This window comes from Kitasatospora sp. YST-16 (genome assembly GCF_026802215.1).
GTDB lineage: Bacteria > Actinomycetota > Actinomycetes > Streptomycetales > Streptomycetaceae > Kitasatospora > Kitasatospora cineracea.
Genome location: NZ_CP113837.1, coordinates 6140241 through 6152457 on the forward strand (window position 1 = coordinate 6140241; position 12217 = coordinate 6152457).

At 75.8% G+C, this 12217-nt stretch carries 12 protein-coding genes; 6 read left to right on the top strand and 6 right to left on the bottom strand.

Going from position 1 to position 12217, the window contains the following annotated elements:
• Positions 1-109 precede the first annotated feature (109 nt).
• Both pgm and galT read left to right on the top strand, forming a co-directional pair.
• Entirely contained in the window at positions 110-1753 is a 1644-nt protein-coding gene (gene pgm, locus OU787_RS27675) for a phosphoglucomutase (alpha-D-glucose-1,6-bisphosphate-dependent) (RefSeq protein WP_268660984.1), read from the top strand.
• 188 nt (positions 1754-1941) lie between these two features.
• Positions 1942-3024: a galactose-1-phosphate uridylyltransferase gene (galT, locus tag OU787_RS27680; protein WP_268660985.1), complete on the top strand. Its 1083-nt coding sequence runs from the start codon at positions 1942-1944 to the stop codon at positions 3022-3024.
• Positions 3025-3184: 160 nt separating this feature from the next.
• Here the strand turns inward: galT and galK are convergent, their stop codons facing one another.
• Positions 3185-4330: a galactokinase gene (gene galK, locus OU787_RS27685; RefSeq protein WP_268660986.1), complete on the bottom strand. Its 1146-nt coding sequence runs from the start codon at positions 4328-4330 to the stop codon at positions 3185-3187.
• 188 nt (positions 4331-4518) lie between these two features.
• On the opposite strand from galK, the gene OU787_RS27690 reads away from it, so the two are divergent.
• Positions 4519-5301 (top strand): DeoR/GlpR family DNA-binding transcription regulator, encoded by a 783-nt coding sequence (locus tag OU787_RS27690; RefSeq protein ID WP_268660987.1) that lies wholly within the window; start codon positions 4519-4521, stop codon positions 5299-5301.
• Positions 5302-5390: 89 nt separating this feature from the next.
• On the opposite strand, the gene OU787_RS27695 is transcribed toward OU787_RS27690, so the two are convergent.
• Positions 5391-5822 (bottom strand): hypothetical protein, encoded by a 432-nt coding sequence (locus tag OU787_RS27695; RefSeq protein WP_268660988.1) that lies wholly within the window; start codon positions 5820-5822, stop codon positions 5391-5393.
• A 125-nt stretch (positions 5823-5947) separates the two neighbouring features.
• Between OU787_RS27695 and OU787_RS27700 the strand changes: the two genes are divergently transcribed.
• Positions 5948-6214: a hypothetical protein gene (locus OU787_RS27700; protein WP_030464335.1), complete on the top strand. Its 267-nt coding sequence runs from the start codon at positions 5948-5950 to the stop codon at positions 6212-6214.
• A 4-nt stretch (positions 6215-6218) separates the two neighbouring features.
• On the opposite strand, the gene OU787_RS27705 is transcribed toward OU787_RS27700, so the two are convergent.
• A complete protein-coding gene (locus OU787_RS27705; RefSeq protein ID WP_051818135.1) occupies positions 6219-7388 on the bottom strand; it encodes a hypothetical protein in 1170 nt (389 codons plus the stop codon).
• A 104-nt stretch (positions 7389-7492) separates the two neighbouring features.
• Here OU787_RS27705 and OU787_RS27710 point away from each other — a divergent pair, with 104 nt between their 5' ends.
• Together OU787_RS27710 and OU787_RS27715 are read left to right on the top strand one after the other, a co-directional pair.
• Positions 7493-8749: a sensor histidine kinase gene (locus tag OU787_RS27710; RefSeq protein WP_268660989.1), complete on the top strand. Its 1257-nt coding sequence runs from the start codon at positions 7493-7495 to the stop codon at positions 8747-8749.
• Positions 8743-9414 carry a response regulator gene (locus OU787_RS27715; RefSeq protein ID WP_030464338.1) on the top strand — a complete coding sequence of 224 codons (672 nt, stop codon included), beginning with the start codon at positions 8743-8745 and terminating at the stop codon, positions 9412-9414. The genes OU787_RS27710 and OU787_RS27715 overlap by 7 nt, the downstream gene beginning before the upstream one ends.
• Before the next feature lie 19 nt (positions 9415-9433).
• Here the strand turns inward: OU787_RS27715 and OU787_RS27720 are convergent, their stop codons facing one another.
• From OU787_RS27720 to OU787_RS27730, 3 genes are all read right to left on the bottom strand, one after another.
• The gene (locus tag OU787_RS27720) at positions 9434-10576 is read right to left on the bottom strand and encodes a glycosyltransferase family 4 protein (RefSeq protein WP_030464339.1); all 1143 of its coding nucleotides are present in this window, start codon (positions 10574-10576) and stop codon (positions 9434-9436) included.
• Between the two features lie 268 nt (positions 10577-10844).
• Positions 10845-11471, bottom strand: coding sequence for a hypothetical protein (locus tag OU787_RS27725; protein ID WP_268660990.1), 627 nt, complete (start codon positions 11469-11471; stop codon positions 10845-10847).
• Positions 11405-12070 (bottom strand): hypothetical protein, encoded by a 666-nt coding sequence (locus OU787_RS27730; RefSeq protein WP_268660991.1) that lies wholly within the window; start codon positions 12068-12070, stop codon positions 11405-11407. The genes OU787_RS27725 and OU787_RS27730 overlap by 67 nt, the downstream gene beginning before the upstream one ends.
• Between the last annotated feature and the right edge of the window lie 147 nt (positions 12071-12217).

The following is a 12217-nucleotide window of genomic DNA, read 5'->3' on the forward strand; positions in this document are numbered from 1 at the left end:
CGGCGTCCCGCCGCCCGCGCGCTCCCCGGCGTTCCCACCGCCGGGGCGGTGTGGCCCGCATGATGGTCGACGGGCATCCTTGCCGTACCGACCGAGGGGAAGAACCACGATGGTGCACGCACGGGCCGGCCAGCCGGCCCAGCCGCAGGACCTGATCGACGTCGCCCGCCTGGTGACGGACTACTACGCGCTGCACCCCGATCCGGAGGACGTCGGCCAGCGGGTCGCGTTCGGCACCTCCGGCCACCGGGGCTCGTCGCTGCGCACCGCCTTCAACGAGGACCACATCGCCGCCACCGCGCAGGCGATCTGCGACTACCGGGCCGAGCAGGGCACCACCGGCCCGCTGTTCCTCGGCATCGACACCCACGCGCTGTCCGAGCCGGCCCGCGCCACCACGCTGGAGGTGCTGGCCGCCAACGGCGTCACCGTGCTGCTGGACACCGCGGACGGCTACACGCCGACCCCGGCCGTCTCGCACGCGATCCTCACCCACAACCGCACCCGCCCCGCTGCGCTCGCCGACGGCATCGTGGTGACGCCCTCGCACAACCCGCCCGCCGACGGCGGCTTCAAGTACAACCCGCCGCACGGCGGCCCGGCCGACTCCACCGCCACCGGCTGGATCGAGCGCCGCGCCAACGCCCTGCTCGCGGCCGGCCTGGAGGGCGTGCGCCGCGTCCCGTACGCCCGGGCGCTGGCCGCCGACACCACCGGCCGCTACGACTTCCTCGGCGCGTACGTCGACGACCTGCCCGCCGTCCTCAACCTGGACGCCGTCCGGGACGCCGGCCTGCGGATCGGCGCCGACCCGCTCGGCGGCGCCTCGGTCGCCTACTGGGGCCGGATCGCCGAGACCCACCGCCTCGACCTCACCGTGGTCAACCCGCTCACCGACCCGACCTGGCGCTTCATGACGCTGGACTGGGACGGCAAGATCCGGATGGACTGCTCCTCCCCGTACGCGATGGCCTCGCTGATCGACAAGCGCGACGCCTACGCGCTGGCCACCGGCAACGACGCGGACGCCGACCGGCACGGCATCGTCACCCCCGACGGCGGGCTGATGAACCCCAACCACTACCTGGCCGTCGCCATCGACTACCTGTACCGGCACCGCGAGGGCTGGCCCGCGACGGCGGCGGTCGGCAAGACCCTGGTGTCCTCCTCGCTGATCGACCGGGTGGTCGCCGGGCTCGGCCGCGAGCTGCTCGAAGTCCCGGTCGGCTTCAAGTGGTTCGTCGACGGGCTGCTGAACGGCAGCGTCGCGTTCGGCGGCGAGGAGTCCGCCGGCGCGTCCTTCCTGCGCCGCGACGGCTCGCCGTGGACCACCGACAAGGACGGCATCCTGCTGGCCCTGCTCGCCTCCGAGATCACCGCCGTCACCGGCAGCACCCCCTCCGCGCTGCACCGCGAGCTGGTCGCCCGGCACGGCGACCCGGTCTACGCCCGGGTCGACGCCCCCGCCGACCGCGCGCAGAAGGCCGCCCTGGCCGCGCTGGACGCCTCCCAGGTCACCGCCGACACCCTGGCCGGCGAGCCGATCACCGCCGTCCTCACCCACGCCCCCGGCAACGGCGCCGCGATCGGCGGCCTCAAGGTCACCACCGAGAACGCCTGGTTCGCCGCCCGCCCCTCCGGCACCGAGGACGTCTACAAGATCTACGCCGAGAGCTTCCACGGCGAACAGCACCTCGCCCAGGTCCAGTCCGAGGCCCGCGAGCTGGTCGGCGACGTCCTCGCCAAGGCCTGATCGTCCTCGCCGAGGCCCGATCGGCCCCGCCGAGGCCCGTTCGGCCTCCCCGCGCCACCACCCCTCCGGTCCGTCGGACCGGAGGGGTGTTGCATTGTGATGCCCTCTGTTCGAAGATGTTCGTTGTGTCGGCTCACCCAGCCCGCCCTGCCCCGAGCCGCGACGTGAACCATGAGGAGTGTGCCGCCGTGCACAAGACGGTGACCGAACTGGCCGACGGCCGCGAACTGATCTACTACGACGCCGCGCCCACCCCCCGCGACGCCGTCGACCGGCGCCCGCTGGAACCGGCCGCGAGCGCCTCCGAGGTCCGGATCGACCCGCTCACCGGCGACGCGGTCACCATCGCCGCGCACCGCCAGGGCCGCACCTACCATCCGCCGGCCGACGAGTGCCCGCTCTGCCCGTCCCGGGACGGCCGGCTCAGCGAGATCCCGGCCGCCGACTACCAGGTCGCGGTCTTCGAGAACCGCTTCCCGTCCCTCGCCGACTCCTCCACCGCCCACGTCGCCCCCTGGTCCGACGGCCCCTACGCGCTCACCCCCGGCACCGGCCGCTGCGAGGTGGTCTGCTTCACCTCCGACCACGACGCCGCCTTCGCCGACCTCACCGAAGAACGCGCCCGCCTCGTCCTGGACGCCTGGACCGACCGCACCGCCGAGCTGTACGCCCGCCCCGGCGTCCGCCAGGTCTACTGCTTCGAGAACCGCGGCGCCGACATCGGCGTCACCCTCGGCCACCCGCACGGCCAGATCTACGCCTTCCCGTTCACCACCCCGCGCACCGCCCTCGCCCTCGACCGCGCCGCCGCCCACCTCGCCGCCACCGGCCGCAACCTCTACGACGACGTCCTCGCCGCCGAACGCGCCACCGCCGGCAAGCCCGACTCCCGGGTCGTCCTGGCCGGCGAGCACTGGACCGCCTTCGTCCCGTTCGCCGCCCGCTGGCCCTACGAGGTCCACCTCTACCCCAACCGCCGCACCGCCGACCTCACCACCCTCGACGCCGACGCCCGCGCCGAGTTCCCCCGCGTCTACCTCGACCTGCTGCGCCGCTTCGACCGCCTCTTCCCCGTCCCCGCCCCCTACATCGCCGCCTGGCACCAGACCCCCCGCCCCGCCCCCACCGAACTCGCCCTCCACCTGGAGCTGTTCACCCTCCGCCGCACCGGCGACAAGCTCAAGTACCTGGCCGGCACCGAATCCGGCATGGGCGCCTTCATGAACGACATCAACCCCGAAACCGCCGCCCGCACCCTCCGCGAGCTGTAATCCCCCCGCCCCCGCCACGCCCCACCCCCTGCGCCGAGAACCCGCCCGACCCCCCCGGGCGGGTTCTCCCTTTCCCCGCCTCTTCCCGCCCGCCGGACAGGCGGAGAGCCCGCCCGGGAAACCTCCCGGACGGGCTCTCGCCGTTACTCCGCTACTCCGACTACTGCACCCGGTGCGCGCCCTGCGAGGGCACCGCCGGGAACGCGTGCGGGGCGCCGTACCCGGCCGCCGCGAACGCCTCCCGGACGGCCTGCTCGACCTCCGCCAGCCGCCCGCTCTCCACCAGGACGAGCACCGAGCCGCCGAAGCCGCCGCCCATCATCCGGGCGCCCAGCGCGCCCGCCGCGTTGGCGGTGGCCACCGCCAGGTCCGTCTCGGGGCAGGAGACCCGGTAGTCGTCGCGCAGCGAGGCGTGCCCGGCGGTCAGCACCGGCCCCAGCGCCCGCGGGTCGCCCGCGTCCAGCAGCGCGACGGCGTCCAGCACGCGCCGGTCCTCCGTCACCACGTGCCGCAGCAGCGGGCGCAGTTCGGCCGGCAGCTTCTCCTCCGCCGAGGCCAGCTCCTCGGCCTCGACGTCGCGCAGCGCCCGCACCCCCAGCAGGTCGGCGGCCCGCTCGCAGCCCGCCCGCAGGTCCGCGTACGCGCCGTCGCCGAGGTCGTGCTTGACCCGGGTGTCGATCACCAGCAGGGACAGGCCGACGGCGGGCAGGTCCAGCGGCACCTGGCGGCCGGTGAGCGTCCGGGTGTCCAGGAAGTAGGCGTGGCCCGCGACGCAGCAGCTGGACGCCATCTGGTCGAGCGCGCCGCACGGCACCCCGACGTAGGCGTTCTCGGCGCGCTGGGCGAGCAGCGCCCGGCCGGGGGCGTCCAGGCCGAGGCCGTACAGCTCGTCCAGGGCGAGGGCGGTGGCGCACTCCAGCGCGGCGGACGAGGACAGGCCGGCCCCGGTCGGCACGTCCGAGGCGAAGGCCAGGTCGGCCCCGCCCACCGGGTGCCCGGCCTCCGCCAGCGCCCAGAACACCCCGGCGGGGTACGCCGCCCAGCCGGGCACCGACCCGGGGGCCAGCCCGTCCAGGGCGAACTCCACCACCCCGCCGTCGCCCTGCGCGCTGACCAGCCGCACCAGGCCGTCGGAGCGGCGGCGGGCCGCGACCCGGGTGGCGTGCGGGAGCGCGGCGGGCAGCACGAAGCCCTCGTTGTAGTCGGTGTGCTCGCCGATCAGGTTGATCCGGCCGGGGGCGGCCCAGACGCCGTCGGGGGAGTCGCCGAAGGCGGAGGCGAAAACGGCGGCGGTATCGGTGGTCATCGGGTGCTCCAGCAGGCGTTCACGGACGAGCGGGTGGCATAGTCAACACATTCAAACACACAACCCCACATCCAAACAGGCCCCGTTCGGCCCCCGCCGAACTATGCTGAGGCGCTGTCCCGCTCGCTCTCCCGCTCCCACGCTCGCTTTCCCGCTCTTCCGCTCCCACCATCCCGTGGAGGACCACAGTGACCACCGACGGCGGACTGCTCGCCGACCAGCGCCGGGCCCTGATCCTCGACCTGGTCCGCCGGGACGGGGCGGTCAAGGTCGCCGAACTGGTCGACCAGCTCGGGGTCTCCGACATGACGGTCCGCCGCGACCTGGACGCCCTCGCCCGCACCGGCGCGGTCCGCAAGGTCTACGGCGGGGCCGTCGCCCGCACCGCCGCCGCCGACGAACCGGCCTTCGAGACCAAGTCGGCCCTGGCGCCCGAGACCAAGGCCGCCCTCGCCGAGGCCGCCGCCGCCCAGGTCCAGCCGGGCACCGTGGTCGCCGTCTCGGCCGGCACCACCGCCTACGCGGTCGCCGCCCGCCTGCTCGACGTCCCGGGCCTCACCATCGTCACCAACTCCCTCCCGGTCGCCGAACTCGTCCGCACCCGCGGCGACAACGGCCCCGCCCTCCTGCTCACCGGCGGCGCCCCCACCCGCTCCGCCGCCCTGGTCGGCCCGCTCGCCGACCAGGCCATCCGCTCCCTGCACGTCGACCTCCTGGTCATCGGCGCCCACGGCGTCAGCGAACGCGCCGGCCTCACCACCCCCAACCTCGCCGAGGCCCAGACCAACCGCGCCCTGATCGCCTCCGCCCACCGCACCGTCGCCATCGCCGACCACACCAAGTGGGGCGTCGTCGGCCTCAGCAGCTTCGCCGCCCTCACCGACCTCGACTGCTTCATCACCGACCAGGCCCTCCCCGCCGAGGCCCAGACCGTCCTCACCGAATCCTGCGGCGCCCTCCTGCTCGTCTGACCCGGCGGCCCCCTCAGCGGGCGGCCGGCGCCGCCGTGATCCGCTGCTGCCGGACGGCCGGCAGCGCGTCGGCGTGCCGCGGCGAGTATTCACCGTCGTTGACCCGCGCCCCCTCCGGGCCCAGGTGCCAGCGCGGCGCGCCGCACGGCCCCTGGGCCCGGACGGGGCGCGGCGGCCAGCGGCTCGGCCGCCGCCCACTCCGGGTGGTGCAGCAGGTAGTCGATCCCCTCGTCCTCGGCGAACGCCCGGTACACCACGTGCAGCAGGTGCCCGCCACCCAGCGGCACCGTGAACACCGGCCACTGCTCCCCGCCCAGCAGCCCCGCCCGCAACCGCCCGGCCGCCAGGTCCTCCGCCTCGTCGACGAACTCCTCCACCTCCTCCAACTCCGCGCACCAGTTGTGCAGGTGCCCCACCCGGAACAGGTGCTCGCCCAGCAGCTCGGGCCGGCGCCGGTACGGCCCGCCGTCGTAACCGGGGATCACGGCCGGGGGAGCGCAGGGGAGGTCGTGGTGCGTCACGCGGGCATCATCACCGGCGTCGGCCCACCCGGTCCAGGACGGCCCGCAGCCGATCGGTCGTCCCGGGATACGCTCCTGACGTCGGAGGGCGGGCCCCGGCTCCGAGACTCCGAAGGAGCACCCGAATGATGAGGATCCCCGACTCCGCAGCAGCGCTCGCCTCCGCCGAGGAGTTCTGCGAGCGTCGGTTCCCCGGCTGGGAATCCATGAACTGCTACCTGGTCATCCACCCGGAGATCACGATCGAGGGCGCGTACGTGGTCTCGTACCTGGCGAGGGAGGGCCGCCTGGGAGGCGCCTTCCCGGTCGTGGTCGACGTGGAGACCGGAGCCTGCAGGTTCGTGGACGGAATCGCCGAGTACCGGGAACTGAAGAACCGCAGCCGCAGCTGACGGTTCAGTCCAGGACGACCGTCACTCCGCGCTCGGCCAGGACCTCCAGCACCGCGTCGAAGTAACTGTGCGCCGGGTCGCTCCCGACCACGTGCGGGGCGAGCGAGCGCCGGGCGGTCCCGGCGTCGTGCCAGACCAGGGTGCGGGGGGCATCCCCGTCCAGGCGTTCGCGCAGCCAGTACAGGTCGAAGCCCAGGGACATTCCCGGACCGAGCAGCGCCTCGCCGAGGGCCAGGTGCAGGCCGGGAACGTCGGTGGCGTACCGGCCGTCGAGGTGGTGCTCGCCCCCGCCGCGCGGGGAAGCGGACAGGAGGGTGGGGCGGCACAGGGCCAGCCACTCGTCGCGGCCCGGGGTGTCGAACCCGACCCACCCGCCGGGCTCGCTCGGCGGCCCCTCGAACCAGAGCTCGCGCACCCTCCGGCAGTCCGGGGTGGGGCGATCGGGGCTACCGTCCTCGAAGGTGAGGTCCAGCAGCGCGCCGCCGAGGACGGAGGGGCGGGCCTCCGTGATCGGCAGCGGGAAGTTCTCGGTGCGCAGGACGCCGCCGAAGCGGTCGAGGCTGACCAGTTGTCCCCAGCCGTCGTTCCTCCCACCGGATGCCGCCAGGCCGTCGAGCAGCGCGCGGGACGGCTCGCAGCCGATCAACTGCACGGGCCGGGGGAGCGGGTACCGGTCGTACAGGCCGCCGATGCTCCCGCAGTGGGTGAGCGGTGCGGTGATCCGCCGGTCCTTCGACCGGACCTCGAAGTACGGCTGCGCGGGCGGACGGGGGCGGCCGTACTCCCAGTCGTCGCGCAGGCCGGTGCCCAGGACCAGGTCGACCAGGCCGGGAGCGCCCGCCGTCGGCCGCACGGCGACCACCGAGACGCCGATCAGCTCGAACACGTGCGGCGGCCAGTCGCCGTTGCGGCCCAGCACCTCCAGCTCCAGGTCGCCCAACTGCCGCCCGCCCGGCCCGGCGGCCGTGACCGCCAGCGGGCTGTCGGCCGGGCAGCCCTCCAGCACCAGCACCGTCCGGTCCGAGTACTCGCGCGGCAGGTACAGGCCCTCGGCGTCGGCGCAGCGCGCCAGCAACTCGACGGCCTGCCAGTCCTGTTCGTCGCCGACGTCCCGCACCAGCAGGTACCGCAGCGGGAACTCCCGCTTCCAGGAGGTGAAGTCCGCCACCCGCATCCGACCTCCAGGTCGTTCGTGATCCGATCGCGGTCGCACCGTAGGGGATGAACCCCCGGCCCTGCCACCGGTTATAGGGTCGGGAGCGCGGAGGGGGTGGACGGATGGGTGTCGCGGTGTGGGCGGCGGTGCGGCGGCGGCCGGTGCGGTTCCTGGTGTCGTGGTGGCCGTGGCGGGTGTGGGCGCTGCTGGTGACGGGCGCGGTGCAGGGGGCGCTGGTGCTGGTCGCGCTGGCGGCCGGGCTGCTGGTCGGGGTCGGGCTGTCGGTGCTCGGCGTCGGGGTGCTGGTGCTGGCGTGGACGGCGCTGCTCGGGGTGCCGGTCGGCGCGGTGGAGCGGTGGCGGCTGCGCCTGGTCGAACCGGTGCCGCTGCCCGACCCGCACCGCAGTGCGGCCCGCGGGCTGCGCGGGCGGCTGCGGGAGCGGGCGAGCCGGCGCGAACTCGCCTACGCGCTCGTCCAGTCCACCGTGTTCGCCGCCGCCGGGCTGCTGTTCGCCGCCGCGCTGGCGTTCTGCCTGCTGCTGCTGGCCGCCCCGGTGTTCATCCTGGCGGTCAGTCCGGACACGGTGATGCTGTGGCCCGGACGGCCGGTCTCCGGCCCGCTGGACGGCTTCGCGGCGAGCGCCGCCGGTCTGCTCGGCCTGGTCGTCCTGGCCTACAGCGGCGCCCTGCTCGCCGGGGCCCAAGTGCGTCTCGCCCAGCAGCTGTTGGGCCTGCGGGACGCCGACCTGGGCGTCCGGGTGGTCGAACTCACCCGCTCCCGGGCCCGGTTGGCGGGCGCCTTCGAGGCCGAGCGCCGCCGGATCGAACGCGACCTGCACGACGGCGCGCAGCAGCAACTCGTCGCCCTGGGCATGACGTTGGGCCTGGTCGAGCTCGAACTGCGCGGCCACGACACCCCCGCAACCGCCCTGGTCGCCCGGGCCCGCGGCGAGGCGAAGCTCGCCCTGGAGCAGCTGCGCACCCTGGTCCGCGGCATCCACCCGCAGGTCCTCACCGACCACGGAATCCCGGCCGCCGTCGCCGAGTTGGCGGCCCGGCACCCCGTCCCGGTGCTGGTCGACCTGCACCTGCCGCGGCGGCTGCCCGGCCCGGTGGAGAGCGCCGCGTACTTCACCGTCACCGAGGCGCTCACCAACGCCGCCAAGCACAGCGGCGCGGACGGGATCACCGTCCGCGGCACCCACGACGCGGGCGCGCTGCGGCTGTCCGTCACCGACAACGGCCGCGGCGGCGCCGACCCCGGTGCCGGAGCCGGCCTGCAGGGGCTCGCCGACCGGATCGCCGTCCTGGACGGGCGGCTCACCGTGACCAGCCCGCCCGGAGGGCCCACCCGCCTCGAACTGGAGGTTCCGTGCTGAGGATCGTGATCGCCGAGGACGCCGTCCTGCTCCGGGCCGGCCTGGTCGAACTCCTCGAACGGGTCGGCCACCGGGTGCCGGCCGCCGTCGGCGACGCCACCGCCCTGGTCCGCGCCGTCGACGCCGAACGCCCCGACGCGGTCGTCACCGACGTCCGGATGCCGCCCGGCCACCGCGACGAAGGACTGCGCGCCGCACTGGAGTTGCGCGGACGCCACCCCGGCCTGCCGGTCCTGGTGCTCTCCCAGTACGTGGCCACCGCGTACGCCACCCAACTGCTCGGCGCGGGCTCCGCCGACCGCGGCGGGCTCGGCTACCTGCTCAAGGACCGGGTACTGGAAGTCGGCGACTTCCTCGACGCACTGCAACGGGTCGCCGCCGGGCAGACCGTCATCGACCCCGAGGTGGTGCGCATCCTGCTCGCCCGGCACACCGCCGACGACCCGCTGCGCCGCCTCACCCCGCGCGAACGGGAGGTGCTGGGCCTGATGGCCGAGGGCTGGAACAACCAGGCCATCGCCCAGCGGCTGACCGTCACCGAGGCGTCCGTGGTCAAGCACGCCGGGAACATCTTCATGAAGCTCGACCTGGACCCGGCCGAGGGCAACCGCCGGGTGCTGGCGGTCCTCGCCCACCTCAACCATGCTGCTGCGGACGGCAGTTGACCGGCCGAAACCCGAGAACCTAGCCGTCCCGCCCCGCCAGCATCCCCGCCAGCCGCCGGGCCGAGGCGTCCCAGGACCACTCCCGGGTCACCCACTCCCGCCCGGCCCGCCCGAACTCCCGCGCCCGGGAAGGGTCCTGGAGGAACTCCAGCACCGCCTCGGCGACCTCCCCGACCTGCCGCCCGTCGACCACCGTCCCGGTCCGGCCCGGCAGCACCGCGTCCGGCGCGCCGCCCGAACGCCCGGCGACCACCGGCAGCCCGCTCGCCGACGCCTCCAGGAAGACGATGCCCAGGCCCTCCGCCTCCAGCCCCGCCCGCCGGGTCCGGCACGGCATGGCGAAGACGTCCGCCGCCGCGTAGAACCGGGCGGTGTCCGGGTGCCCGTGCCCGCCCGCGAACACCACCGCGCCCGGCGGGCAGCGCCGGGCCAGCCGCCGCAGCCGCGCCCCGTCCGGCCCGTCGCCCACCAGCAGCAGCACGGCGTCCGGTATGTGACGGCGGATCAGCGGCAGCGCCCGGATCAGCACGTCCTGCCCCTTGCGCGGCACCAGCCGGGCCACGCACAGCACCACCGGCCGCCGCCCCAGCCCGTACCGTTCGCGCACCGCCCGCCGGTCCGCCGCCGAGGGCCGGAACACCGCCGGGTCCACCCCCGGCACCAGCCGCTCCAGCGCCGCCCCCGGCCCCAGCGCGGGCGCGATCCGGCGCCGGGTGTACTCGCCGAGGTACGTGACGGTGTCGCAGGACGCGCCGACCCGGCGCAGCACCCGGCGCGCCAACGGGGCCCGGGCCCACCACACTTCGTGCCCGTGCGTGGTCGCCACCAGCCGCCCGGCCCCGGCCTGCCGCAGTACCGGGGCCAGCGCCGGGGCCATCGCCGCGAGCGGCGCCGCCGCCCCGAACCAGACCCGGTCGCACCCGTGCTCGGCCGCCAGCTCCACCGCCCGCCGGGCCGTCCGCGCCGTCGGCAGCAGCATCCGCACCGGCTCCCGCACCACCGGGAACGGCAGCCCCGCGTCGAACGCCGCCGCCCCCGGCTCGGCCGAGGTCAGCACCACCACCCCCTGCCCGGCCAGCCGGACGGCCATCGCGTGCACGAAGGTCTCGATGCCGCCCTGCCGGGGCGGGAAGTCGTTGGTGACGATCAGGGTGGTGCCCACGGAGGCGTCCTCTCCAAGAGTCGACAAAGCAGTAAATTCCCTTCAGGGCCGGGGTGTTGCGGGCAGGCGGCAGCACAGCCGCGCGCCCGGCGAGGGGGCCCGGTCGGAGGGCCAGACTGTGGGACGGGGTTCAGGTGGGTGGGTGCCGTCGGGCCGCGAGGCGGATGAAGGCGGACAGGAACAGCGCCAGCACAGCCGCGCGCCCGACGGGGGAGCGGCCGGACCGCAGAGCAGGGCCCGGCCGGAGGGCCGGACTGCGGGACGGGGTTCAGGTGGGTGGGTGCCGCCGGGCCGCGAGGCGGACGAAGGCCGACAGGAACAGCGGCAGCGCCAGGTAGCCGAAGCGTCCGGCGGGGGCGAGCAGGAAGGCCAGCGCCAGCCCGGCGGCCAGCCGGTCGGCGGCCGCGACCGCGCAGCGGGGCGGGCGGAGCAGCAGGGAGAGCCCCACCGCCGCCCCGCCGAGCAGCAGCAGCCCGACGGCCGCACCCCACCCGGCCGGGCCGAGGTCCGCGAGCAGCCGGCCCGGCAGCGGGCTGGCCGCCGGGGTGGGCCACGGGCCCCGGCCGAGCGGGAACGCGAAGACCTGGCGCAGCATCGGCCCCGGCGCGCACAGCAGCCACGGCAGCACCAGCAGCGCCGTCCCGGCCGCCGCGAGCCCGGCGCAGCGCAGCGCCGTCCGCCGCCCGGTGGTTGCCGCGAGCAGCGCCACCACCACGGCGACGGCGGGCCAGGCCGTCCACTTGAGTGCGCCCGCGGCGGCCAGCGCCAGCCCCGCCCCGGTCGGCCGCCCGGCCGCGCCGAACGCCAGGGCCAGGCAGAGCAGCCCGGTCAGCGGCAGGTCGACCCCGCTGGCCGCCAACGCCAGCGCCACCGGCGGCGACGCCACCAGCGCCACCACCCCGGTCCCCGCGTCCGCCGCCCCCGACGGGACGTCAGCCCCCACCCCGCCCCCGGCAGCGGCCCGGCCTCCCACCCCGCCCCGACCAACACCCGCTCCCGCACCGCCGACCGCACCACCGACCGCACCCCGACCCGCACGGGCAGCGCCCGCCACGCGGCCCACCCGGCGGCCAGGAACGCGACCGCGCACCAGACCCGCGGATCGGCCGCCGGCCCGCCACCGCCCCGGAACAGCGCGTGCGGCAGCCCGAACAGGGCCATCCCGGGCAGGTAGGGCGTCACCTCGGCGGGGCCCGCCGGCGCGGCCAGGTACGGCGAACCGTGCGCCAGCAGCAGGTCCCCGGCCCGGGCCAGCACCGCCACCTCGCTCTGCCCGCTGCCCCGCCCGACCAGCAGCACCCCCGGCACCAGCACGGCCCCGCCGAACGCCGTCAACGCGGACAGCCCGACCGCACCCGCACGAGCGACCCCGCGCGGCAGCAGCGCCACACCCGCGGCCAGCAGGTACCCGACCGCGGCGACGGCCCCCCACCCCCGGTGCGGCCCGAGCCCCGAAACCAGCGGGAACAGCCCCGCCCACCCGGCGCAGCCCACCCAGCCCGCACACCACCACAGACGTCGTTCCGGAACCCGGTAGCCGGACCGGAGGCATTGGTCGATCACACCCCCATTCCAGTACGACAGCCGAACCCGGTCATGACGCCCAGGTGGAGACCCGATGGTCGACTTTCCCCTACCGTC

Bases quoted from the DNA above. Each gene is read 5' to 3' on its own strand.
- pgm (WP_268660984.1), top strand. From the start codon at position 110: ATGGTGCACGCACGGGCCGGCCAGCCGGCCCAGCCGCAGGACCTGATC.
- galK (WP_268660986.1), bottom strand. From the start codon at position 4,330: ATGACCACCGATACCGCCGCCGTTTTCGCCTCCGCCTTCGGCGACTCC.
- OU787_RS27700 (WP_030464335.1), top strand. From the start codon at position 5,948: ATGATGAGGATCCCCGACTCCGCAGCAGCGCTCGCCTCCGCCGAGGAG.
- OU787_RS27705 (WP_051818135.1), bottom strand. From the start codon at position 7,388: ATGCGGGTGGCGGACTTCACCTCCTGGAAGCGGGAGTTCCCGCTGCGG.
- OU787_RS27710 (WP_268660989.1), top strand. From the start codon at position 7,493: ATGGGTGTCGCGGTGTGGGCGGCGGTGCGGCGGCGGCCGGTGCGGTTC.